Source organism: Psychroserpens sp. SPM9, assembly GCF_025153525.1.
GTDB lineage: Bacteria > Bacteroidota > Bacteroidia > Flavobacteriales > Flavobacteriaceae > Psychroserpens.
Genome location: NZ_JANZNR010000004.1, coordinates 298,705 through 321,716 on the forward strand (window position 1 = coordinate 298,705; position 23,012 = coordinate 321,716).

At 35.2% G+C, this 23,012-nt stretch carries 23 protein-coding genes; 16 read left to right on the forward strand and 7 right to left on the reverse strand.

What is annotated here, in order from left to right; genetic code table 11:
- Positions 1-39 precede the first annotated feature (39 nt).
- Positions 40-300, reverse strand: a complete 261-nt coding sequence (locus N4270_RS10310) for a hypothetical protein (protein WP_260097017.1) — start codon at positions 298-300, stop codon at positions 40-42.
- An 88-nt stretch (positions 301-388) separates the two neighbouring features.
- On the opposite strand from N4270_RS10310, the gene ychF reads away from it, so the two are divergent.
- The 6 genes from ychF to N4270_RS10340 all read left to right on the forward strand — a co-directional run bounded on the left by ychF (position 389) and on the right by N4270_RS10340 (position 8,455).
- Positions 389-1,483, forward strand: a complete 1,095-nt coding sequence (gene ychF, locus N4270_RS10315; protein WP_260097018.1) for a redox-regulated ATPase YchF — start codon at positions 389-391, stop codon at positions 1,481-1,483.
- Between the two features lie 102 nt (positions 1,484-1,585).
- Complete coding sequence (locus tag N4270_RS10320; RefSeq protein WP_260097019.1) at positions 1,586-2,050, forward strand: SRPBCC family protein; 465 nt, start codon at positions 1,586-1,588, stop codon at positions 2,048-2,050.
- A 117-nt stretch (positions 2,051-2,167) separates the two neighbouring features.
- Entirely contained in the window at positions 2,168-4,027 is a 1,860-nt protein-coding gene (locus N4270_RS10325; RefSeq protein WP_260097020.1) for a DNA topoisomerase IV subunit B, read from the forward strand.
- A gap of 1 nt (position 4,028) precedes the next feature.
- Entirely contained in the window at positions 4,029-5,264 is a 1,236-nt protein-coding gene (locus N4270_RS10330; protein ID WP_260097021.1) for a retropepsin-like aspartic protease, read from the forward strand.
- A 28-nt stretch (positions 5,265-5,292) separates the two neighbouring features.
- Entirely contained in the window at positions 5,293-5,784 is a 492-nt protein-coding gene (locus tag N4270_RS10335; RefSeq protein WP_260097022.1) for a hypothetical protein, read from the forward strand.
- Positions 5,777-8,455 (forward strand): DNA gyrase/topoisomerase IV subunit A, encoded by a 2,679-nt coding sequence (locus N4270_RS10340; protein WP_260097023.1) that lies wholly within the window; start codon positions 5,777-5,779, stop codon positions 8,453-8,455. The genes N4270_RS10335 and N4270_RS10340 overlap by 8 nt, the downstream gene beginning before the upstream one ends.
- A 15-nt stretch (positions 8,456-8,470) precedes the next feature.
- On the opposite strand, the gene N4270_RS10345 is transcribed toward N4270_RS10340, so the two are convergent.
- The 4 genes from N4270_RS10345 to N4270_RS10360 form a co-directional block, all read right to left on the reverse strand.
- Positions 8,471-9,211 carry a dienelactone hydrolase family protein gene (locus tag N4270_RS10345; protein WP_260097024.1) on the reverse strand — a complete coding sequence of 247 codons (741 nt, stop codon included), beginning with the start codon at positions 9,209-9,211 and terminating at the stop codon, positions 8,471-8,473.
- Positions 9,208-10,002, reverse strand: coding sequence for a TerC family protein (locus N4270_RS10350; protein WP_260097025.1), 795 nt, complete (start codon positions 10,000-10,002; stop codon positions 9,208-9,210). Before N4270_RS10350 ends, N4270_RS10345 begins: the two co-directional genes overlap by 4 nt.
- A gap of 1 nt (position 10,003) precedes the next feature.
- Positions 10,004-10,390, reverse strand: a complete 387-nt coding sequence (locus N4270_RS10355; protein ID WP_260097026.1) for a hypothetical protein — start codon at positions 10,388-10,390, stop codon at positions 10,004-10,006.
- A gap of 77 nt (positions 10,391-10,467) precedes the next feature.
- Entirely contained in the window at positions 10,468-10,854 is a 387-nt protein-coding gene (locus N4270_RS10360) for a helix-turn-helix transcriptional regulator (RefSeq protein ID WP_260097027.1), read from the reverse strand.
- A 305-nt stretch (positions 10,855-11,159) separates the two neighbouring features.
- On the opposite strand from N4270_RS10360, the gene N4270_RS10365 reads away from it, so the two are divergent.
- The 3 genes from N4270_RS10365 to N4270_RS10375 all read left to right on the forward strand — a co-directional run bounded on the left by N4270_RS10365 (position 11,160) and on the right by N4270_RS10375 (position 13,451).
- Positions 11,160-12,290, forward strand: coding sequence for a M14 family zinc carboxypeptidase (locus N4270_RS10365; RefSeq protein ID WP_260097028.1), 1,131 nt, complete (start codon positions 11,160-11,162; stop codon positions 12,288-12,290).
- Positions 12,291-12,364: 74 nt separating this feature from the next.
- Positions 12,365-12,844 carry an Lrp/AsnC family transcriptional regulator gene (locus N4270_RS10370; RefSeq protein ID WP_260097029.1) on the forward strand — a complete coding sequence of 160 codons (480 nt, stop codon included), beginning with the start codon at positions 12,365-12,367 and terminating at the stop codon, positions 12,842-12,844.
- Positions 12,845-12,923: 79 nt separating this feature from the next.
- On the forward strand, positions 12,924-13,451 hold the full coding sequence (locus tag N4270_RS10375) for a DinB family protein (protein WP_260097030.1): 528 nt from the start codon (positions 12,924-12,926) through the stop codon (positions 13,449-13,451).
- Between the two features lie 60 nt (positions 13,452-13,511).
- Here N4270_RS10375 and N4270_RS10380 read toward each other — a convergent pair whose 3' ends face one another.
- The gene (locus tag N4270_RS10380) at positions 13,512-13,997 is read right to left on the reverse strand and encodes a porin family protein (RefSeq protein ID WP_260097031.1); all 486 of its coding nucleotides are present in this window, start codon (positions 13,995-13,997) and stop codon (positions 13,512-13,514) included.
- A gap of 145 nt (positions 13,998-14,142) precedes the next feature.
- On the opposite strand from N4270_RS10380, the gene N4270_RS10385 reads away from it, so the two are divergent.
- Positions 14,143-17,055, forward strand: a complete 2,913-nt coding sequence (locus N4270_RS10385) for an FAD-binding and (Fe-S)-binding domain-containing protein (RefSeq protein WP_260097032.1) — start codon at positions 14,143-14,145, stop codon at positions 17,053-17,055.
- On the opposite strand, the gene N4270_RS10390 is transcribed toward N4270_RS10385, so the two are convergent.
- Complete coding sequence (locus tag N4270_RS10390) at positions 17,052-17,903, reverse strand: UDP-2,3-diacylglucosamine diphosphatase (RefSeq protein WP_260097033.1); 852 nt, start codon at positions 17,901-17,903, stop codon at positions 17,052-17,054. The genes N4270_RS10385 and N4270_RS10390 overlap by 4 nt on opposite strands.
- 187 nt (positions 17,904-18,090) lie before the next feature.
- Between N4270_RS10390 and aroC the strand changes: the two genes are divergently transcribed.
- The 6 genes from aroC to N4270_RS10420 are packed head-to-tail and all read left to right on the forward strand — an operon-like array spanning position 18,091 to position 23,010.
- Entirely contained in the window at positions 18,091-19,152 is a 1,062-nt protein-coding gene (aroC, locus tag N4270_RS10395) for a chorismate synthase (RefSeq protein WP_260097034.1), read from the forward strand.
- Positions 19,153-19,163: 11 nt separating this feature from the next.
- Complete coding sequence (locus N4270_RS10400; RefSeq protein ID WP_260097035.1) at positions 19,164-19,418, forward strand: hypothetical protein; 255 nt, start codon at positions 19,164-19,166, stop codon at positions 19,416-19,418.
- Positions 19,419-19,451: 33 nt separating this feature from the next.
- Positions 19,452-20,774 (forward strand): dicarboxylate/amino acid:cation symporter, encoded by a 1,323-nt coding sequence (locus N4270_RS10405; RefSeq protein ID WP_260097036.1) that lies wholly within the window; start codon positions 19,452-19,454, stop codon positions 20,772-20,774.
- Positions 20,775-20,823: 49 nt separating this feature from the next.
- Positions 20,824-21,861, forward strand: coding sequence for a glutathione synthase (gshB, locus tag N4270_RS10410; RefSeq protein WP_204345215.1), 1,038 nt, complete (start codon positions 20,824-20,826; stop codon positions 21,859-21,861).
- Positions 21,854-22,678 carry a sulfurtransferase gene (locus N4270_RS10415; RefSeq protein WP_260097037.1) on the forward strand — a complete coding sequence of 275 codons (825 nt, stop codon included), beginning with the start codon at positions 21,854-21,856 and terminating at the stop codon, positions 22,676-22,678. The genes gshB and N4270_RS10415 overlap by 8 nt, the downstream gene beginning before the upstream one ends.
- A 2-nt stretch (positions 22,679-22,680) precedes the next feature.
- The gene (locus N4270_RS10420) at positions 22,681-23,010 is read left to right on the forward strand and encodes a hypothetical protein (RefSeq protein WP_260097038.1); all 330 of its coding nucleotides are present in this window, start codon (positions 22,681-22,683) and stop codon (positions 23,008-23,010) included.
- The last annotated feature ends 2 nt before the right edge of the window (positions 23,011-23,012 follow it).

The window sequence follows — 23,012 nt, forward strand, 5'->3', positions numbered from 1 at the left end:
TATTAAAAATTGTTACGATGTAAATCTTAATTTAAGTAATCAATCAAATTCGATTTCTTTGCATGTTGGTGTAAGATTCAAATCAAATTGGCGTAACGAAATATCGTCGCCTTGGCCAAACCGACCTTCAGCATACAGTAAATAATAACCATTGTCATCTTTTGCAATAATATCTGTAGGAATTTCTCTTTTATCATTTTTGAATATACTGCCATATTCAACCTGAAATTGTACAGTGTCTTGAGCATTTAAAGTGTGAAAACAAACAAAAGCGAATAAGCAGGTTATAATTTTTTTCATTGAAAAGGAATTTGGTATTATTTCTAGCAATAATAACAAGATTTATTCAAATTCTAAGCCTATATTTGCAATCGCAAAATTAAAACATATGAAAGCCGGAATTGTAGGATTACCAAACGTAGGAAAATCAACCTTATTTAATTGTTTGTCTAATGCCAAAGCGCAAAGTGCTAACTTTCCATTTTGTACTATAGAACCCAATATTGGTGTTGTTAATGTCCCAGATCCTAGACTTCAAAAACTGGAAGCCTTAGTAAATCCTGAGCGTGTTTTGCCAGCAACAGTAGAAATCGTAGATATTGCAGGTTTGGTAAAAGGTGCAAGTAAAGGAGAAGGATTAGGAAATCAGTTTTTAGGAAATATTCGAGAAACCGACGCCATTCTTCATGTATTGCGTTGTTTTGATAATGATAATATTGTGCATGTTGATGGTAGTGTAAATCCTATTCGCGACAAGGAAACTATCGATATGGAACTCCAGCTTAAAGATTTAGAAACCGTCGAAAAAAAGCTAGATAAAGTTAAACGTGCTGCCAAAACAGGGAATAAAGAAGCTCAAAAGGAAGAAGCGGTTTTACTAAAGTTAAAAGCAGGTTTAGAAGCCGGAAAATCGGTTAGAGCCTTAGAGTTTAGTGAAGAAGATCTAGAAGAATTTGTTAAGCCTGCACAATTAATTACAGCAAAGCCTGTGATGTATGTGTGCAATGTAGATGAAGAAAGTGCTGTTTCTGGAAATGGTTATGTAGAGCAAGTACGTGAGAATGTAAAAGATGAAAATGCTGAAGTGTTAGTATTAGCTGTTGGTACTGAAGCAGATATTAACGAATTAGACGACTATGAGGAACGTCAGTTATTTCTACAGGATATTGGTTTAGACGAGCCTGGTTCGGCTAAATTAATTCGCTCAGCTTACAAGCTTTTAAATCAGCAAACCTATTTTACAGCTGGTGTTAAAGAGGTTCGTGCTTGGACCATCAACGTTGGTGCTACAGGACCACAAGCTGCAGGCGTGATTCATACCGATTTTGAAAAAGGATTCATTAGAGCCGAAGTAATTGCTTACGAGGATTATATCCACTACGGAAGTGAAGCTAAGGTTAAAGAAGCTGGTAAAATGCGTGTCGAAGGAAAGAATTACATTGTCAAAGATGGTGATGTGATGCATTTCTTGTTTAATGTTTAAATCCGGTTTATGAACGATATTGCTTCTAGAATCGAGAGAATGTCTTTGCGGATTTTCGTTTGATTTTAGATGTAAACATAGGAAGCTCTTTTAAATATAACGATGCCTTTAATTGAAATCAAAACCATGATTAATGCCGATATTCAAACATGTTTTGACTTATCGCGTAATATTGATTTTCATAAAGCATCTTTAGCACATTCTAACGAAAAAGCTGTCGCAGGAACAACGTCTGGGCTTATAGGGTTAGGCGAGTGGGTGACCTGGGAAGCGAAACACTTTGGCATCATACAACAACTCACATCTAAAATTACAGCATTTGTGAGCCCGCACTACTTTGTAGATGAAATGGTATCTGGCGCCTTTAAATCGTTTAAGCACGAGCATAGTTTCAAGTCTGTAGATAATGGAACGCTTATGGTCGATACCCTTCAATTCGAATCGCCTTATGGGATCTTCGGAACCTTAGCCAATATCTTGGTATTAAAACGCTATATGACCAATTTGCTTAAGGTTAGAAACACGTTTTTAAAGCAAAAAGCTGAAGAATTATCTAAAATGACTTAATTCACTAATGTTCTCAACAACATTGGGTTTTTATTGTTAATTACTTTGTGTCCTCTCTGTTTTATTTTTTATAACGTTATGTTATATTAGCGTTCTATCTAATTTTTTCACTTATTTATGTCGCAAGAAACCAAATATACCGAAGATAATATACGCTCGCTCGATTGGAAAGAACACATCCGAATGCGACCAGGAATGTATATTGGTAAATTAGGTGATGGGTCGTCTCCAGATGACGGAATTTACATCTTACTCAAAGAGGTTTTAGATAACTCTATTGATGAGTATGTCATGGGAGCAGGAAAAACCATTGAGATTTCTATCCAAGGCAATAAAGTGATTGTTCGTGATTATGGTCGAGGTATTCCCTTAGGAAAAGTTGTAGACGTTGTTTCCAAAATGAATACAGGTGGTAAGTACGATTCGCGCGCCTTTAAAAAATCGGTAGGATTAAACGGAGTTGGTACCAAAGCGGTGAATGCTTTGTCTAACTATTTTCGTGTTGAATCTACCAGAGATGGAAAATCGGCTTCTGCAGAGTTTGAACAAGGAAATCTCACTAACCAAGAGTTATTAGACGACACCTCAAGAAGAAAAGGAACAAAGGTCTCTTTTGTGCCAGATGATTCCATCTTTAAAAATTATAAATACCGTAATGAGTATGTCTCAAAAATGCTCAAAAATTACGTTTACCTCAACCCAGGACTTACCATCGTTTTTAACGGCGAAAAGTTTTATAGTGAGAACGGATTAAAAGATTTATTATCAGATAATATTAACGATACCGACCGTCTCTATGATATCATTCATATTAAAGGAGACGATATCGAAGTAGCATTAACACATAGTAAAACGCAGTATAGTGAAGAGTATCATAGTTTTGTAAATGGACAAAACACAACGCAAGGTGGAACACATTTAGCAGCTTTTCGTGAAGGTTTGGTTAAAACGATTCGTGAGTTCTACGGAAAAAATTACGAGGCATCAGATATTAGAAAATCTGTAGTATCTGCCATTTCTATTAAAGTTATGGAGCCCGTTTTTGAAAGTCAGACCAAAACAAAATTAGGATCCACAGATATGGGAGGCGATTTACCAACGGTAAGAACCTATATCAATGATTTTATGAAGCGTTATCTGGATAATTATTTACATAAACATCCAGATACTGCCGAAAAAATCCAGCGTAAAATCCTTCAGGCCGAACGTGAACGTAAAGAACTTTCGGGTATTAGAAAACTTGCAAAAGACAGAGCTAAGAAGGCGAATCTTCACAATAAAAAATTAAGAGATTGCCGTGTGCATTTTGGTGATACCAAAAACGAACGCAACCTCGAAACAACCTTGTTTATTACCGAGGGTGATTCGGCATCTGGTAGTATTACCAAATCACGTGATGTGAATACACAAGCGGTTTTCAGTTTAAAAGGAAAACCTCTTAATTGTTATGGTTTAAGTAAAAAGATAGTTTACGAAAACGAAGAGTTTAACCTCTTACAAGCGGCATTAAATATCGAAGAATCTTTAGAAGATTTGCGTTATAATAATATCGTTATCGCTACCGATGCCGATGTAGATGGTATGCATATTCGATTGCTCTTAATTACTTTCTTTTTGCAGTTTTTTCCTGAAGTGATAAAAGAAGGACACTTGTATATCTTGCAAACGCCTTTGTTTAGAGTTCGAAATAAAAAGAAAACCATTTATTGTTATTCCGAAGAAGAAAGACGTGATGCTATTGAAGAATTAAAGCCTAAACCAGAGATTACACGATTTAAAGGTCTTGGTGAAATTTCGCCCGATGAATTTGTGCATTTTATTGGTGAAGATATTCGATTAGATCCTGTGATGCTGGATAAAGACATGTCTATAGAAGAATTATTATCATTCTATATGGGCAAAAATACACCAACGCGTCAGGAGTTTATTATTGAGAATCTTAAAGTCGAACTGGATATTGTAGAAGACGAAAAGTAGAATGAAAATAGCGACTCTCAACACATTTAAAATATTAATTATTACATTTTCGCTTTTTGCTTGTTCTCAAAATACTAGTTTAAAAAAAGGCAAGGTAGTTTCTAAAAACTACTATGAAGAAATTGCGTTTGAGTTTGAGAAAAACAAAATCATAATACCTGTTGAGATCGACGGAACAACCTATCGTTTTTTATTAGATACAGGTGCTCCTAATATTGTGTCGCTTGAAGTTCTTAATGCTATAAACCCAAACGTTATTTCTAATATGCCAACGAATGACGCTAATGGTAAAAAGCAAAACTTAAAAGTTGTTGAGCTAAAAAGCGTAAAGATTGGTGCTGTAGAATTTCAAGGTTATAGCGCACTTGTTTATGATCTTAACGGAAGTGATATTTTTAAATGCTTTGGTATTGATGGGTTTATTGGTAGTAATATGTTGAAGAATTCAATCATTCAAATTGATGCAGAACAACGCTTGCTTAAACTAACCGACAAGCTTAAACATCTTAATGTAAATAAAAAACAATCTGATAAAATTAAACTGGTAGGCAATCAAAGCAGTCCTTATGTATGGATTAATGTCTCAGGAAAAGATAATGGAAGGGAACGTGTTTTAATAGATACAGGAATGGGAGGTTTGTACGATTTGTCTAGAGCGCATTATGAGGCATTCAAAACAAAAACTATTTTTAATGTTATTGGGCAAAGCGACGGAGCGTCTTCGGTGAGCTTATTTGGCGAGGTTCCGGTGAACAATCAAATACGTGTGCATTTGCCAAAACTTGTGGTTAATAATTTGGTTTTAGAAAATTGTATAACACATACCACTAAAGATGATAATTCTAAAATAGGAGCTGAGCTATTAAATCATGGCGTCATGACTATTGATTATAAACATAAACGTTTCTATTTTGAGCCTAAAACCGCCAATATAGATTTGGATAAACCTGTGCTCGGTTTTACATCAACTTTAAAAGATAATCGTATCGTGATAGGGTATGTTTGGGATAAGAAATTACAACAACAGCTAAGTTATGGCGATGCTATCTTAGCAATAAATGGAGAGCCTCTCAAAGAAAAAAGCCTTTGTGATTTTATCGTTAAAGCATCTGTTTTTGAGCCTTTAAACAGTATTGTTTTAAATATTAAGAAAGCCAACGGAGACGTTTTCGATATTAATGTTACAAAAAAAGAACTGGCTGCAATTTTAACCGATTTCAATATTAGTTTGAACTAATAAAAGAGTATTGTAAAAAAGTATAAAAGTGAGAACAAACAATTCTAAAGTTAAAAATACGATCATTTCGATTTATTTCGTGCTGTTAGTCATGGCTATTGCCTTTTTGTTTGTTTTCAGATCGTTTACCTATGGCGTTTCTAATCCCTTTTTAGTGTTTGTGGCTATAGCCTTGGGCTTTGCCGTATTGTTTTTTTTAGTGCATTACGTGTCTAAGTATTTTGAATATGATAGTGACGGATTAAAAGTAGTAGTCACGAATAAAGGATTGTTGTTTACCGACAAATACAATTACAGAGAACACAAAGTCGAATTTGAAAAAGAACAGTTATACGGTTATAAGTTTACAAACTTTTTTCTATACAAAACACTAAAATTATACCTCAAAGATAGTCGAGGAAAAAAGAAAGTTGAAACCTTCAATGTAACATTGGTCAATCGAAAAAAGAGGCGTTACATCAGGCAATCTTTAAGTAAAATGGTTAAATCAAATTTAAAAGAAGCAAAGATTAATGAGTGAAGATCACAATGATATAATAGATAATCAAGACGAACCTCAAGAAAGCATCACCAGAGTTACTGGGATGTATAAAGATTGGTTTCTTGATTATGCATCTTACGTTATCCTTGAGCGAGCAGTTCCAGCAATAGAAGACGGATTTAAACCTGTACAACGTCGTATCATGCACTCCATGAAAGACCTTGACGATGGTCGCTATAATAAAGTGGCTAATATTGTTGGTCATACCATGCAATACCATCCGCATGGTGATGCCAGTATTGCCGATGCTATGGTGCAAATAGGGCAAAAAGATTTGCTTATAGATACCCAAGGTAACTGGGGAAATATCCTCACAGGCGATAGCGCTGCCGCATCGCGTTATATCGAAGCCCGAATTTCTAAATTTGGCTTAGATGTCGTTTATAACCCAAAAATCACGCAATGGCAGGCTAGTTATGATGGCCGACGAAAAGAACCGGTTAATCTTCCTGTTATGTTTCCGTTGTTATTAGCACAAGGAGGAGAAGGGATTGCTGTAGGATTATCGACTAAAATATTGCCACATAACTTTATAGAGCTTATCGATGCGTCGATAAAACATCTTAATGGAAAACGTTTCACAATCTATCCCGATTTTCCAACAGCGGGTATTGCTGATGTGTCTAATTATAATGACGGATTACGAGGTGGAAAAGTTAGAGTGCGTGCTAAAATATCACAGCTCGATAAAAACACTTTGGTGATTACTGAAATTCCCTACGGAACAAATACATCGTCGTTGATAGATTCAATTCTGAAAGCCAACGATAAAGGTAAAATCAAGATTAAAAAGATTGAAGATAATACGGCTGCAGATGTCGAAATTTTAGTGCATCTACCTGGCGGAATATCTCCAGACAAGACCATAGATGCCTTATATGCTTTTACGAATTGTGAAACCTCAATTTCGCCTTTAGGTTGTGTTATCGAAGATAATAAACCTCTGTTTATAGGTGTTACCGAAATGTTGAGACGTTCAACAGATAATACCGTTCAGCTTCTAAAAAGCGAATTAGAAATTAAACTGGGGGAGTTTGAAGAACAATGGCATTTTGCGTCTTTAGAACGTATTTTTATTGAAAACAGAATCTACCGCGATATTGAAGAAGAAGAAACCTGGGACGGTGTGATTAATGCTATCGACAAGGGTTTAAAACCACATATTAAGCATTTAAAACGTGCGATTACTGTTGAAGATATTACACGTCTTACCGAAATTAGAATTAAGCGTATTTCAAAATTTGATATAGATAAAGCTCAGCAAAAAATTGAAGCGCTTGAAGATCAAATCGCTGAGGTTAAGCATCATTTAGCAAATCTGATTGCTTATGCAATTGCCTATTTTCAACGTCTTAAAAAAGAATATGGTGAAGGTCGTGAACGAAAAACTGAAATCCGAACCTTTGAAGATGTTGATGCAACTAAAGTAATCATCAGAAATACAAAACTATACGTCAATAGAGCCGAAGGTTTTATCGGAACATCACTTAGAAGAGATGAGTATGTTTGTGATTGTAGTGATATTGATGATATCATTGTGTTTACTAACGACGGAAAAATGATGGTGACAAAAGTGGATAGTAAAACCTTTGTTGGTAAAGATATTGTTCATGTAGCGGTCTTCAAGAAAAAAGATAAGCGTACCATCTATAATATGATTTATCGCGATGGCGCCAAAGGTCCTTCTTATGTGAAGCGTTTTGCGGTGACTTCTATTACTCGCGATAAAGAATATGACTTAACTAACGGCAGTAAGAGTTCTAAGCTTTGGTATTTCTCAGCAAATCCTAATGGCGAAGCTGAGGTAATCACGATCTACTTACGTCAGGTAGGAAGTATCAAAAAACTAAAATGGGATTTAGATTTTGCAGATATTTTAATTAAAGGTCGTGCCTCAAAAGGAAATTTGGTAACCAAATACGCGATTAAGAAAATCGAACTCAAAGAAAAAGGGGTTTCTACTTTAAAACCGCGTAAAATCTGGTTTGATGAAACTGTTCAGCGTCTTAATGTTGACGAAAGAGGCGAGCTTATTGGCGAGTTTAGAGGAGAAGACCGATTGTTGATTATTACACAGTCAGGACACGCTAAAACGATTTTGCCTGAACTTACGACCCATTTTGACGACGATATGATAGTACTTGAAAAATGGGTGCCTAAAAAGCCGATTTCTGTTATTTATTACAATGGCGAAAAGGAAATGTATTATGTGAAACGTTTCTTAATTGAAAATGAAGGTCGCGAAGAATTGTTTATTTCTGAACATCCAGATTCTCACCTCGAAATAGTTTCTACCGATTGGAAGCCGATGGCAGAAATCGAGTTTAAAAAAGAACGTGGTAAAGACCGAAAAGAAAATGAAGAGGTAAACCTTGAAGATTTCATTGCTATCAAAGGTATTTCAGCGCTTGGAAATCAGCTTACTAAAGAAAAAATCAACCAGGTTAATCTGTTAGATCCGTTGCCGTACGAAGCGCCAGAAGAAATTCCTGCTGAAGAGATTGAAGTGGTTGATGAAACAGTTGAGCCTTCTGATTCTGATGATTCTTCCGAAGCGTCTAGCAATGAAGCAACAGAGTCTAAAGCTAAAGAGGATTCTAAAGACGACAAGTCAGATTTAGATGGTCAAGGTCAGGTATCGTTGTTTTAAAAGCCTTTTAAAAGATTAAAATTGCTCACTTTGTAGCAAGGTTGCCATTTCATGTAAAGCCTTTACGTAGGCACAACCCATAAAATGCGAATGTTCTTTAAGGAGTTTGAATTGTATGGTACTTCCTAATTTATTGGATGCTGTAATCGTGTTTTCGACACGATAGGCATTAAAGAGTTCGTCGTTTTTACCGTGAATTACGTATAAAGGAACCTTGATTTTTGAAGCCTCATAGGTTCCTGAAACCGGAAGCGAAGCACAAAATAGTTCAGGATATTTTTGTGCATAATACCAACTGCCAATGGCGCCATTACTATAGCCTGTTATGATGATTTTAGTAGCGTCAATAGGCCAGTGCTTTTTAATACTGTTAATAAGCTGTTTTAACTTGCTTTCATTTTCTTTTGTAGTCCAATGCAAGCCATGGTCGGAAGGTGCTACTATAATACCATTTAAGAAACTTAACGCCGGAAATGCCAGGCAATTGCTATATTCTTTATAAGCGTTTGAATCTCCAGCCCAATGTAGCGCTATAATTAATGGTGTTTTTTGGTTGGGTTTGATTTCGGGAATACTAAGACGCGCGTTGATATGTTGTTTGTTGTTTAGTTTTAAAACAACATCATGCTTGCCTTTTTTTAATGTGTATTTTTTTACAGTGATACTTTTTGATTGATCTTTAGTCGTCGTCTGCGCGTATACACTAACAGAAAAGCACAATAACAATAGCAAATGAAAAGGTCTTAGCGTTTTCATTGCGATTTAGATTTCTTACTTATTTTGTAGTTTAAAAACTCCACAAACAATGAGAATGCGATGGCGAAATATAAATACCCTTTTGGAATCGCGCCCACTTTATTTCCGAAGAATTCAGTATGCGAAAGATGTGCAGCTTCAGTAATTAGCATAAAACCAATTAGAATTAAAAAAGCTAAACCTAGCATTTGAATACTCGGATTGGTATTAATAAACTTTCGTATCGGATTTGCAAAGCCTATCATAATTACAATAGAAATCATTACAGCAATAATCATGAGTACCAAGGTGTAATTGTGGTTGGGGTGTAACCCATTAGTCATTCCAACAGCAGTCAGTATAGAGTCAATAGAGAAGATGAAATCAATAATTAATATTTGTACTAAGGCATTCGATAGAGATGTAATTTTCTTGCCTTTAACTTGTTCTTCATCATGACTTGGATGTGCTACTTTTTCACGTATTTCAGAGGTGCTTTTATAAATCAGAAATAAGCCACCAACGAATAAAATCAATGCTTGCCAACTAATATGGAGCTCGAGCCAGTTGGTTTCAATACTGTAGAATGGTTTTGAGAGTCCGATTAAAAACGATACAAAAAACAATAAGACAATCCGTTGTACCATTGCTAAGAGCAGACCTATGTTTGTTGCTTTTGCGCGTTGGTGTTCAGGAAGTTTATTAGCTGCAATAGAGATAAATACAATATTATCTATGCCTAAGATAATTTCTAGAAACGTTAAGGTTAACAATGCCATGATGGCTTCACTGGTCAGTAAAAAATCTAACATATCACTTTATTTTTTTGGCCACACCTTTTTCAACGCGTCGTTGTTGGAAAGCATCTTTAACGGCTAATTGGTATTCAAAAACATAAGCATCTTCTGTGGTGCTTATTATCTTCATATGAATCGCTTTTTCTTCGTTTTTATGCTTCGGATTTAATTTTTTCAGAACAAATTCACAATCGTTGATCCAGCGAACCGAAGACGAATCGACTTTATTTTCATAGAAATCAATATTATAATCTTCAGTTCTAACAAACGTTCCAGTTTTCTCTTCGTTGTCTATAGTATAAGTAAATTCAAAGGTTCCTGTTTTGAAATCGGCACAATGGCGCTCCGTTTGATAACAATTAAAAAAAACTAAGGGAAGTAATAGGGATAGAAGATTTCGCATACATACGGTTTTATACAAATTTACGAAACCGAAAGTAATTTAATAGCGTTCATGTATTTGAAAATTGAAGAATAAAATTACAGGTGTTCAAAATTTTTAAAGGTCCCATCTTTATAAAAAATGACAATACGCTCAATTGCTTTACCTTCAGAAGTTGGAAGACTTGAAATTTGAGAGGTTTTAGTGGTGTCAATTTTTTGAGGTTCCAAAACTGGTGGTTCTAGAGTATTATTTTTTTCAGAAGGGAAATGGCCTTTGCCATTCATCAACCAATATAATTCTACTTCTTGATAGGAGGAAAGTACCTTTAAAACAAAATCTAAACTCGGCTTATTTCGACCTGATAATATGTGCGAAATACTAGAGCGTTGCACACCTATTTTTTCGGCAAATGAAGATGCAGTTTCTCCGTAAAATTCGATGACTTTTTGGAGTCGTTTTGTGAAATCTTCGTTGTTTATCATTGTAAACTCAAATTGTATAGTTTTGTAACGTTACAAATGTAAACATATTATAAATATAAAGCGATATGTCTTTCGTATATTTAAGTATATATTAAATTATAAGTTTTAGTAGATTAATTTAAAATACTGAAAAACAAATATTTGATAGCTAAATAATATTTTTATTGCATATTTTTCAATGCCTCTTGAGCTTTTGTTGAGAATGAGTTTACATCAATCACAATTTTAGTCCGTTTTGCTCCAATTTCAGTGTTTACAATTGTAAATAATCAATTGTTTACCTTTGTCACAGATACTAAAAACTTATGAACGTTGAAACTCTAAAATCGCTGTTTAATTCGTGTAAAGAAACAGCGCTTTCTGGTCGTTATATTCATCATGAACATATTGCAGATTTGCTTAAAAAACACGATGAAAAATTTACGGTTACACAGGTTGGAAAATCTGTAAATGGAATTCCTATTTTTACGATAACTTTAGGAACGGGATTTAAAAAAATATTCATGTGGTCGCAAATGCATGGCAATGAAAGTACGACGACGAAGGCTGTTTTTGATATATTAAATCTGTTTTCGGGTGATCATAATCTTATATCTTCAATTTTAGATGCATGTACTATACAAATCATTCCAATTCTTAATCCTGATGGTGCGCTCGCATACACTAGGTTAAATGCTAATCAGGTTGATTTAAATCGTGATGCGCAAGAATTGTCGCAACCAGAAAGTAAAGTCTTGCGCGCTGTATTTGATGAGTTTAAACCAGATTTTTGCTTTAATCTGCATGGGCAACGTACGATTTTTAGCGCAGGTACGACTAGCAATTCGGCGACTGTCTCGTTTTTGGCTCCAGCTCAAGATGAAGCGCGTACTGTTACATCTACACGACAAAAAGCTATGGAGCTTATCGTAGCGATGAATTCAGTGCTTCAAAAACAAATCAAAAATCAGGTTGGTTTGTATGATGACGGATTTAACTTAAACTGCGTCGGTGACACCTTCCAGGCGGCTAATGTACCAACAGTACTGTTTGAGGCTGGGCATTATCAAGATGATTATAGACGTGAGCAAACACGTGAATTTATATTTCAGTCTATGCTTGTTGCTTTAAGTTATATTGCAAAGTGTGATGTTGATGGTCAAAAGAGTGCTGTTTATTTTGAAATACCAAGAAATAAAAAATTGTTTTATGATGTTATTATCAGAAATACGAATGCTTTGGATGTTGGAATACAATATCAGGAACGATTAGTTGATGGTGTGTTGAAATTTATTCCTAAAATTGAAAAAATTTCTGATCTGAGCAATTTTTACGGACATAAAGAGCTTGATGCCAATGGGTATGAAGTGTTTGCTGAAAACGGCAAGGTGATTTCTGAAGGAAACGAAATCGATTTCGTAGTGATTGACAATGTGAAATTTTTATTAAATCTTTGAAAAAGTTGTTTTTAGATGTGATATCTTCAAAGAAATTGCATTATTTTTGTATTTAATTTACGAAAAACGGAATAATGGCAAAATTTAAATTAGACGAAATCGATCACCAAATCCTTGATATGTTAATTGATAATACAAGGATTCCTTTTACTGATATTGCAAAAAAACTAGTAATTTCTGCAGGTACTGTTCATGTAAGAGTTAAGAAAATGGAAGAGGCTGGAATCATCAAGGGTTCTTCATTAACTTTAGACTATCAAAAACTAGGATATTCTTTTATTGCTTATGTTGGAGTTTTCTTGAATAATACCTCGCAAACAAAATTTGTTTTAGAGCGTATCGCAGATATTCCTTATGTGACTGTAGCTCATATTACTACTGGTAAATTCAATATCTTCTGTAAAGTTAGAGCTAAAAACACGTCGCATGCAAAAGATATTATCTTTATGTTAGATGATATTGAAGGCATTTACAGAACTGAGACTATGATTAGTTTGGAGGAAAGTATTAATGATAAGAAGCGTTTAATGCATACGATATTTAACGAGCTTTAAATAGAATTATAGCTAATAATATTTAACCCTTTATCTTTTTGGATGAAGGGTTTTTTGTTACTTTTAAACGTAGAAACAAATGAGAAATTTAATGACAAAAGAAGATTTAAAAAAGGATGAATATAATCCGTATTATCAACAATACATTCAAAAATCAGGTGATGTGACGCTTACTGAAGGCTTAAAAAATAATGGCGATCTTACTATTGCGTTCTTAGAGTCTATTCCAGAAGAAAAATTGGAGTATCGTTACGCTGAAGGAAAGTGGACGATTAAAGAGATTATCCAGCATCTAATTGACACCGAACGCGTCTTTACGTACAGAGCGCTGTGTATTGCTAGAGGTGATAAGACGTTGTTTCCTGGTTATGATCAAGATGAATATGCTGCTAACTCAGAAGCCAATAAACGTTCTATGTTTAGTCTTATGAACGAATATAAAGCAGTTAGATTGGCAAGTATTATCATGTTTGAAAGTTTTTCTGAAGCAATGTTAAAACGTATTGGTGTGGCGAGTAATAGTAATTTGTCGCCTAGGGCTGTTGCTTTTATTGTTATAGGTCATGAAAATCACCACTGTGAAATTATTAATGAACGTTATTTGTAAACTAAAAAAAACCACTTCGATTGAAGTGGCTTTTTGTCTTTAAAAATCTATAATTAGTTTTTAGAATCTGTATCTAATACCTAGTGCGATATCAAAGTCTAAGTCATCTCTGTAGTCTCCAAAACCTAGTTCTGGTCTTGCATCCAATGATAATTGTAAAGGAAAATCAAAGTTGTACTCTATACCTACATCACCTGCAACAAATAAAAATGTTTCGCTGTCATCAAATCCATCTGGTACATTGTCAAAACTGTAAGATCCAACACCACCACCAGCACCTGCATACCAGTTAAAACCTCCATCAATATTCCAAACCCATTGGTAAAGTCCGGTAAGTTTAAAACCATCGTAGTTGTTTCCGCTTCTTAATCCGAGATCAATTTCTAAACGATTATTGTCTCCAAGTCCTCTTTGGTAAGAAATCTCTGCTCCAAATCCGTCGCTGTCTCCTAGGCGAACACCAATAGCGTTGTCTGAAATGTCCTGAGCGTTTGATAAAGTTGTAAAACCAACAAATGTGATTGCAATTAAAAGTATTCTTTTCATAATTTAGAGTTTTAAATTTAAGTTATTTGAGTAGCTTTTGTTGCTACCTTAATTATAACGACAAAATTATGTTAAAATTGAATAGTAAAGCTTAATTTTAAGACAATTTTATAGCACTTTCGATAAAAATATTGACTCAAATACAATGCAAAAACCCAATAACCGCAGGCTTTCTGAACTAAAATCCAAATTATCTGGCGAACTGCATTATGATGAATTGATGAAAGTGCTTTATGCGACAGATGCTTCTGTGTATCGCATGCTGCCTCTAGCGGTTGCTTTGCCTAAAACTAAAAAGGATATCAAGCTTTTAATTGAATTTGCAAAAGCGAATAAAACCTCCATTATACCAAGAACAGCGGGAACATCGTTGGCAGGTCAGTGTGTTGGAAATGGGATTGTTGTTGATGTTTCTAAGTATTTTACAAAAATCTTAGATATTAATGAAGCTGATCGGACTGTAACTGTTGAACCTGGCGTGGTGCGTGATGAACTTAATCATTATTTAAAACCTTTCGGATTGTTTTTTGGACCCAATACGTCGACTTCAAATCGCTGTATGATTGGAGGAATGGTGGGTAACAATTCGTCTGGAACAACATCTATTCAGTATGGTGTGACGCGTGATAAAGTTAAGGCTTTGCAAGTTATTTTAAGTGATGGAAGCGAAGTGGAGTTTTCTGAAATGCCTTCGGAAGACTTGATGGAAAAGATGAAGCGTTCGACTTTAGAAGGACAGCTTTATAAAATTATCCACGATGAACTGGCATCTGAAGCAGTGCAGCAGCAGATTAAAAAAGAATTTCCGAAACCCGAAATTCACCGTAGAAACACAGGTTACGCTATTGATGAATTATGGTCTTCGGAAAATGATAGTTTCAATATGTGTAAGTTGCTTTCGGGTAGCGAAGGAACCTTGGCGTTTACAACTCAAATTACTTTAAAATTGGATGTGCTTCCGCCTAGTGAAAGTATGATGGTGGCAGCGCATTTTGATAGTATTGAAAAATGTATGAACGCAGTTGAATTGGTTATGAAGCACGATTTGTTCACCTGCGAAATGATGGATAAAACCATTTTAGATTTAACGAAACATAATAAACAGCAACAAAGTAATAGGCAATTTATAAGTGGAGATCCTGAAGCTATCTTAATGTGTGAGGTTCGTGATGAAGCTGTTGATAGTGTTAAGTTTAAGGTTGATGACTTAATTGAAAACATTAAGGGTTCGGGTTTGAGTTTTAGTTGTCCGATTCTGGTTGGAGAGCAAATAAATCAGGCTTTAGAATTAAGGAAAGCCGGATTGGGATTATTAGGCAATATGATTGGTGATCAAAAAACAGCAGCGTGTATTGAAGATACAGCTGTGGCGCTTTCAGATTTATCAAATTATATTCGTGATTTTTCCAGTTTAATGGAAACTTATAATCAAAAACCTGTCTATTACGCACATGCAGGTGCTGGAGAGCTGCATTTACGTCCTATTTTAAATTTAAAAAAGAAAGCTGATGTTGTTTTGTTTAGAAAAATAACAACAGATGTCGCACAGTTGGTAAAGCGGTATCAAGGCTCAATGAGTGGAGAGCATGGTGATGGTATTGTGCGTGCAGAATTTATTCCGCTAATGATTGGTGCTGAAAATTATGAGATTTTAAAGCGGATTAAAACTGCATTTGATCCTCATAACATCTTTAATCCTGGAAAAATCGTCGAGGCTTTTCCTATGGATGAGTCCTTACGTTACGAAGCTGATAGGGAAGAGCCTGAAATAGAAACAGTTTTGGATTTTTCGGAATCGCTCGGTATTTTACGAGAAGCTGAAAAGTGTAATGGTTCTGGCGATTGTCGGAAGTTACCAGAATTTGGCGGGACGATGTGTCCAAGTTATCGTGCCACCAAAGATGAAAAAGATACGACTCGAGCAAGAGCAAACGCATTGCGCGAAGTGCTGACACATTCAGAAAAACCTAATAAATTTGACAGTGAGACTCTTAAAAATGTGTTTGATTTGTGTTTGAGCTGTAAAGCCTGTTCGAGCGAATGTCCTAGTAGTGTAGATGTGTCAAGTTTAAAAGCAGAGTTTCAATACCACTATCAAAAGGCAAATGGCGTAAGTTGGCGAACAAAATTGTTTGCGTATAACAATCGGTTAAACGCTTTCGGAAGTCGTTTTGGAGGGCTCACGAATTTTATGTTTTCTAATCCGTTAACGGCTTCAGCAATTAAAAAAAGTTTTAAAATTGCTAAAAAAAGAAGCTTACCATTACTGTCAACTAAAAGTTTATATAAAGTACATGAAAGTATTAAAAAACAATTAGATAATGATAAAAAAATTAAAACAGTTTATTTGTTTAATGATGAATTCACAAACTATTTAGATACTCATATAGGAATTGATGCGATAACACTTTTAGAAGCCTTAAATTACGAAGTAAAGCTTGTTCGTCATTCAGAATCGGGACGTTCGTTTTTATCTAAAGGCTTGTTGCTTCAGGCAAAATCTGTTGCCAATAAAAATGTTACTATTTTTAAAGATCTAATTTCAAAAGACACACCATTAATAGGTATCGAACCTTCAGCTATTCTTAGCTTTAAAGACGAATATCTTAAACTAGCAGATGATAAAGTTTCAGCAAAGAAAATAGCAAATCACACCTATCTTATTGAGGCGTTTATTCAGCATGAAATACAATTAGGAAACATCACTTCAGAGCAATTTACTTCCGAAGAAAAAACCATTAAATTTCATGGGCATTGCCATCAAAAAGCCTTGTTAAATCAATCGTCTAGCTTTGCAGTATTAAACTTGCCTAAAAACTATAAAGTGACTATTATACCTAGTGGTTGTTGCGGTATGGCTGGTAGTTTTGGGTACGAAAAGGAACATTATGAAATGAGTATGCAAATTGGAGAACAGACCTTGTTTCCTGCTGTACGCAATGCTCCTACAGAGGTCTTGATTTCGGCAAATGGAACGAGTTGCAGGCATCAAATAAAAGATGGAACAGAACGGGAAGCATTGCATCCAATATCGATTCTTAAAGCGGCATTGCGCTAATCTTTCTTTTTTTTCTTCTTTTGCTCAACAATAGTAATGGCTGCAATTAAATCTTTAACATCCATATCTTTAATGTCTTCGTCTGCGTAAAATGCTCTGAGTTTATCCTGGTTGTAATTGTAGATTTTCCAGCGCTTAAACTGATATTCTAAAGCGGTGAAGTTTTCTATCCAATCTCCTGAATTTAAATAAGTAGTTGTGCCGTGTTTGTTCTCAGTAACTTGCATTTTAGGTTGGTGAATGTGGCCACAAACAACATAATCATAACCGTTTTCTATGGCTAAATCTGAAGCGACTTTTTCAAAATCATTAATATATTTAATGGCACCTTTGACACTGTTTTTTATTTTTTTGGAGAGCGAATATTTTTCTCGCCCCATTTGCTCTAAACACCAATTCACAAACCTGTTTAACAAAATCAAGATATCGTAACCGTAGCCGCCTAATTTTGCCAGCCATTTTGCATTTTGAATCGAAACATCAAAAACATCACCATGAAAAAACCAAGCTTTCTTTCCGTCTAGTTCCAATACAATTTTGTCGACAATAGAAATATTTCCAATTGTAGTATCACTAAACTTTCGTAGCATTTCATCGTGATTTCCAGTGATGTAAATGATTTCTACACCATCGGAAGCCATATCCATGATTTTTTTAATAACTCTTAAATGCGATTTCGGGAAATATCGTTTTTTAAATTGCCAGATGTCAATAATATCACCATTGAGAATCAGTTTTTTTGGTGCAATACTATTAAGATAAGTCAATAGCTGCTTGGCGTGACATCCATAAGTACCTAAATGGACATCAGAAATGACAGCGATTTCTATTTTTCGTTTAGATTTCAATAGCTATACTCAATTATCTTACAAAGAACTTAATTCAATTTTAGATGTAAGAATTTTTGTAATTAACAAACAATCAGCAAATTGTTAAGCAATTGTTATGCTTATTTGCTTCGGAAATGTGTGACATTATGGAATTCTGTTTTTGTTTGTCTATTTTTACAAGTACTTTAGCGTAAAATCTTTATATATGGCAGGAAATTCATTCGGAAAAATTTTCAAACTCACCACATTTGGTGAATCTCATGGTGTGGCAATTGGTGGAATTATTGATGGTTGTCCGCCAGGATTACAACTGGATTTTGATGCCATACAAAATGAATTAGATCGTAGAAAACCTGGGCAATCAGAAATTGTGACACAACGTAAAGAGCCTGATACTGTTGAATTTCTTTCAGGAATATTTGAAGGACAAACCACAGGAACACCGATCGGTTTTGTCATAAAAAATACGAATCAGAAATCTAAAGATTATTCACATATTAAAGATGTGTACAGGCCAAGTCATGCCGATTATACCTATGACAAAAAGTATGGCGTTCGCGATTATAGAGGAGGCGGACGAAGTTCGGCGCGAGAAACGGCGTCAAGAGTTGTAGCAGGCGCTATAGCTAAACAATTACTGAACTCGATTCAAATACATGCCTATACGTCTTCAGTTGGCGATTTGTTTTTGGAGAAACCTTATCAGGACTTAGATTTTTCCAAAATTGAAACTAATGTAGTTCGTTGTCCAGATGACGCTGTAGCGGAACAGATGATAGCTAAAATTAAAGACATCCGTAAAGAGGGAAATACTATTGGCGGAACCATAACTTGTGTACTTCAAAATCTACCTGTAGGTTTAGGGGAGCCGGTTTTTGATAAATTGCATGCCGATTTAGGAAAAGCCATGTTGTCAATAAATGCAGTTAAAGGTTTTGAGTATGGCAGCGGATTTTGTGGCGCCAAAATGAAAGGGACAGAACATAACGATTTGTTCAATGCTGATGGTACAACGCAAACCAATTTATCGGGCGGCATTCAAGGTGGAATTAGTAATGGGATGGATATTTATTTTAGGGTTGCTTTTAAGCCTGTGGCGACTGTAATTCAAAAGCAAGATGCACTAGATAGTTCGGGAAATATTGTAGAAATGCAAGGCAAGGGACGCCATGATCCTTGTGTGGTTCCTAGAGCGATTCCTATTGTTGAAGCAATGGCAGCTTTGGTTTTAGCAGATTTCTATTTGCTGAATAAAATGTATAATTAAGGATATATAGTTTGACTGAAGCCGAAAAAAATGCCGAAAAGCGAAAGCATATGTCTTTGACGAATGCCGAATTTTTGACGTTTTTCTTTTTTCCGTTTAACGTGAAGCGTTTTGGTATGAACAATCATGAACTCAATAAAGCGGAAGATGAGCGCTTTATGAAGTATGGTTTTGAAACCAAACTAAAAGAAGCCGACGCTGCAAGACTGTATGGAACAATTTTTTACATTGGAATAGCCATAATATTAGGTGTCATCTTTAAATAGTACTAATAGAATAGATTAAATCGCAATAGATATATGAAAAAACTAGCCTTACACTGGAAAATTTTAATTGGAATGTTACTGGGTTTAATATTTGGTTTTATAATGCTTCAAGTAGGAGGAAGAGCCTTTACTGAAGATTGGATAAAGCCTATAGGCTCCATATTTGTAAAGCTGCTGAAGTTGATAGCAATTCCGTTAATATTAGCGTCATTGATAAAAGGAATATCTGATTTGAAAGATATTTCCAAATTCAAAAACATAGGAATTCGCACTATCGGAATTTATATCGTAACAACAGTTATCGCCATTTCTATTGGATTAGCTCTCGTTAATATCATGCAGCCAGGTGATGGTGTTTCTGAAGAAACCATAGCTAAATTAACAGAAACGTATTCTGAAAATAGTAGTGTTAAGGCCAAAATAGCCGAAGCTTCAAAACAAAAAGATTCAGGGCCATTACAGTTTTTAGAAGATATGGTTCCTGATAATGCCTTTTTGGCTTTAAGTGATAACAGACTTATGCTTCAAGTGATATTCTTTGCCATTTTCTTAGGGATTTCATTACTTCTTATAGGTGAAAAAAGAGCGGCACCATTAAAGAGTTTTTTCGATTCATTAAATGATGTGGTGTTAAAAATGGTCGATTTAATCATGCTAACGGCTCCTATTGCCGTGTTTGCACTATTAGCAAATGTTGTGGTTTCTTCTGATGATCCAGACATACTATTCGCTTTATTAAAATATGCAGGTGTAGTGGTTCTAGGCTTGGTTTTAATGATTGTTATCTACTGTGTTTTTGTAGCGACATTCACAAAGAAAAATCCGTTTTGGTTTCTCAAAGAAATAAGTCCTGCGCAATTGTTGGCTTTTTCAACAAGTTCAAGCGCCGCAACGCTTCCAGTAACTATGGAGCGTGTTGAGGAGCATATAGGAGTTGATAAAGAGGTTTCTAGTTTTGTATTACCTGTAGGGGCGACAATCAATATGGATGGTACAAGTTTATATCAAGCAGTAGCAGCTGTGTTTATTTTTCAAGCCCTTGGTTTAGATTTAACGTTTTCAGACCAAATCACTATTGTTTTAACAGCTTTATTAGCGTCTATCGGTAGTGCTGCAGTTCCAGGAGCAGGAATGGTGATGTTAGTCATCGTGTTAGAATCCGTTGGATTGCCTCCAGAATTATTACCTATTGGCTTGGCTTTAATTTTCGCTGTCGATAGACCTTTAGATATGTGTCGTACTGTAGTAAATGTAACTGGTGATGCGACGGTGTCTATGGTCGTTGCAAAATCTGTAGGAAAACTTGGTGAACCTAAGGTTAAGAATTGGGATGACAACTACGAAGAAGTAAAATAAAATTTTTAAATTTAAATACGATTTATTCACAAATAAAAACCAACCTAATATGAATGTTTGTTTTATCATGTATCCTTGGGATCAAATCGATCCAGAAAACGATACAAGTCTCGCGTTAATTAAAGAATGTGTAAAACGAGGTCATGGTGTGGCCATGTGTACACCTGCAAATTTGACGATTAGAGACAGTGTAACCAATGCATTTTGTACTGTGATTAATCGTATGGATAAAGTGCCATCGGGCTTAAAAACATTTTACAATAAGGCAAAATTGAGAGAAGAAATGTTGCCTCTTGCTGGTTTTGATGCTATTTTTTTTAGAGCAAATCCGCCTTTAGATCCTATCATGCTGAATTTTTTAGATTCGGTTAAAGATGATGTCTTTATAGTTAATTCACTTCAAGGGATGCGTGAAGCTAATAATAAACTGTATACGGCTGCTTTTGGTGATGCGCACAGTAATATTATTCCGAATACGCATGTCTCTAAAAACAAAGAGTATTTGGTAAAACAGATTAAAGAATCTAAGTCTGATAAAATGATCATTAAACCATTGAATGGCTTTGGAGGTTCTGGTGTGATTTTAATTGAAAAATCGGCCATGAGTAATATCAATTCTTTATTGGATTTTTATATTACCAGTGGCGATGGCTCTTCAAATTATGTCATTCTTCAGGATTATATAGAAGGTGCCGACCAAGGTGATGTGAGGATTTTATTGCTCAATGGTGAGCCTGTTGGTGCTATGAAACGTGTTCCTGGTACTGATGATCATCGTTCAAATGTGTCGGCTGGTGGCTCTGTGCAAAAGCACACACTAACTAAAGCTGAAAAAGCTCTTTGTAAGCAAATCGGACCTAAATTGGTGAAAGACGGACTCTATTTTGTAGGTATTGATGTGATTGGCGGAAAACTTGTAGAAGTTAATGTGATGTCGCCTGGAGGTATCACTTACATTAATAAAGTGTATAAATCTAAAACCAAAGTAGAGGAGCGCGTTATTGACTTTTTAGAAAGTAAGGTAGTAGACCAAATGCAAGCTTTTGATAGACGTACGCGATTGCGAAAAACGGTTCAGGATGCTTAAAAATGGTCGATTTATATCGCCTATAGTCAGCTGTAAATGGTTAAACGATAATCGTCATCTAAAAGCTTTAATTATTCTCGATGCGCGTGTTACAACAAATGACACATCTTCTGAAGAAACGTTTATTCCCAATTCAAGATATTTTGATATCAAAGGAAAGTTTAGCGATTTAAAAGCAGAATTTCCTAATACAATACCATCACCCGAACAATTCCAAAATGAAGCCAGACAACTAGGAATCAACAGCGATTCACTAATAGTTGTTTATGATGATAAAGGCATGTATTGGAGTCCGAGAGTCTGGTGGTTGTTTAAAACCTTCGGATTTGATAATGTGGCTGTTTTAAATGGCGGACTCCCAGAATGGGTTAAAAACGATTACGAAACAACATCAGCTTTGTTGAGACCACATTGGCATCCTGGAAATTTTTCAGCAGTATACCAATCTGAAAGGATGTGCTTTTTTGATGATATCATAAATTTATCTGAAGATGATTCTGTAATGCTATTAGATGCACGTTCAAAAGAGCGATTTCAATGTGAAGTTCCTGAACCAAGAGTCGGACTGAGAAGCGGAACAATTCCGAAGTCAAAAAATTTACCATATACCCGTTTGTTTGATGGTTACTGTTTAAAACCCAAGTCAGACTTAAAAGCTGTTTTTGATACTTTTAAAATAGGAGATAATTCACTAATTTTCTCATGTGGTAGCGGTATTACGGCTTGCATTTTAGCTTTAGCTGCGGAAATTTCAGACTATAAAAATTTAACTGTGTATGATGGTTCATGGACAGAATACGGAACATTAACAACATAATTATGGGACAAACAAGATGGACTAAACAGGAATTGGTCGCCTACATTTTATTATTTGTGGCACATTCTGATTTAAAAGAAACAAAAGACGAACACGACTATATTTTATCTCGTGTAAGTGCAGAAACGTATGAGCATATCAAGTCTGAATTTGATGCCGATAATGACTACCAAAGTATTACAAAAATAGTGGATGCTGTCAATACAGAACCTTCTTACAGTAAAAATCCCGATGCACTTTTTGCAGATATAAAACTTATGGCATTTGCCGATGGTGAGATGGATCAAATGGAACATGCCATTTATAACAGTTTAAAAAAGATTTTAAGTTAGCG

Bases quoted from the DNA above. Each gene is read 5' to 3' on its own strand.
- N4270_RS10310 (WP_260097017.1), bottom strand. From the start codon at position 300: ATGAAAAAAATTATAACCTGCTTATTCGCTTTTGTTTGTTTTCACACT.
- ychF (WP_260097018.1), top strand. From the start codon at position 389: ATGAAAGCCGGAATTGTAGGATTACCAAACGTAGGAAAATCAACCTTA.
- N4270_RS10320 (WP_260097019.1), top strand. From the start codon at position 1,586: ATGCCTTTAATTGAAATCAAAACCATGATTAATGCCGATATTCAAACA.
- N4270_RS10325 (WP_260097020.1), top strand. From the start codon at position 2,168: ATGTCGCAAGAAACCAAATATACCGAAGATAATATACGCTCGCTCGAT.
- N4270_RS10330 (WP_260097021.1), top strand. From the start codon at position 4,029: ATGAAAATAGCGACTCTCAACACATTTAAAATATTAATTATTACATTT.
- N4270_RS10340 (WP_260097023.1), top strand. From the start codon at position 5,777: ATGAGTGAAGATCACAATGATATAATAGATAATCAAGACGAACCTCAA.
- N4270_RS10345 (WP_260097024.1), bottom strand. From the start codon at position 9,211: ATGAAAACGCTAAGACCTTTTCATTTGCTATTGTTATTGTGCTTTTCT.
- N4270_RS10350 (WP_260097025.1), bottom strand. From the start codon at position 10,002: ATGTTAGATTTTTTACTGACCAGTGAAGCCATCATGGCATTGTTAACC.
- N4270_RS10355 (WP_260097026.1), bottom strand. From the start codon at position 10,390: ATGCGAAATCTTCTATCCCTATTACTTCCCTTAGTTTTTTTTAATTGT.
- N4270_RS10360 (WP_260097027.1), bottom strand. From the start codon at position 10,854: ATGATAAACAACGAAGATTTCACAAAACGACTCCAAAAAGTCATCGAA.
- N4270_RS10365 (WP_260097028.1), top strand. From the start codon at position 11,160: ATGAACGTTGAAACTCTAAAATCGCTGTTTAATTCGTGTAAAGAAACA.
- N4270_RS10370 (WP_260097029.1), top strand. From the start codon at position 12,365: ATGGCAAAATTTAAATTAGACGAAATCGATCACCAAATCCTTGATATG.
- N4270_RS10375 (WP_260097030.1), top strand. From the start codon at position 12,924: ATGAGAAATTTAATGACAAAAGAAGATTTAAAAAAGGATGAATATAAT.
- N4270_RS10380 (WP_260097031.1), bottom strand. From the start codon at position 13,997: ATGAAAAGAATACTTTTAATTGCAATCACATTTGTTGGTTTTACAACT.
- N4270_RS10385 (WP_260097032.1), top strand. From the start codon at position 14,143: ATGCAAAAACCCAATAACCGCAGGCTTTCTGAACTAAAATCCAAATTA.
- aroC (WP_260097034.1), top strand. From the start codon at position 18,091: ATGGCAGGAAATTCATTCGGAAAAATTTTCAAACTCACCACATTTGGT.
- N4270_RS10405 (WP_260097036.1), top strand. From the start codon at position 19,452: ATGAAAAAACTAGCCTTACACTGGAAAATTTTAATTGGAATGTTACTG.
- gshB (WP_204345215.1), top strand. From the start codon at position 20,824: ATGAATGTTTGTTTTATCATGTATCCTTGGGATCAAATCGATCCAGAA.
- N4270_RS10415 (WP_260097037.1), top strand. From the start codon at position 21,854: ATGCTTAAAAATGGTCGATTTATATCGCCTATAGTCAGCTGTAAATGG.
- N4270_RS10420 (WP_260097038.1), top strand. From the start codon at position 22,681: ATGGGACAAACAAGATGGACTAAACAGGAATTGGTCGCCTACATTTTA.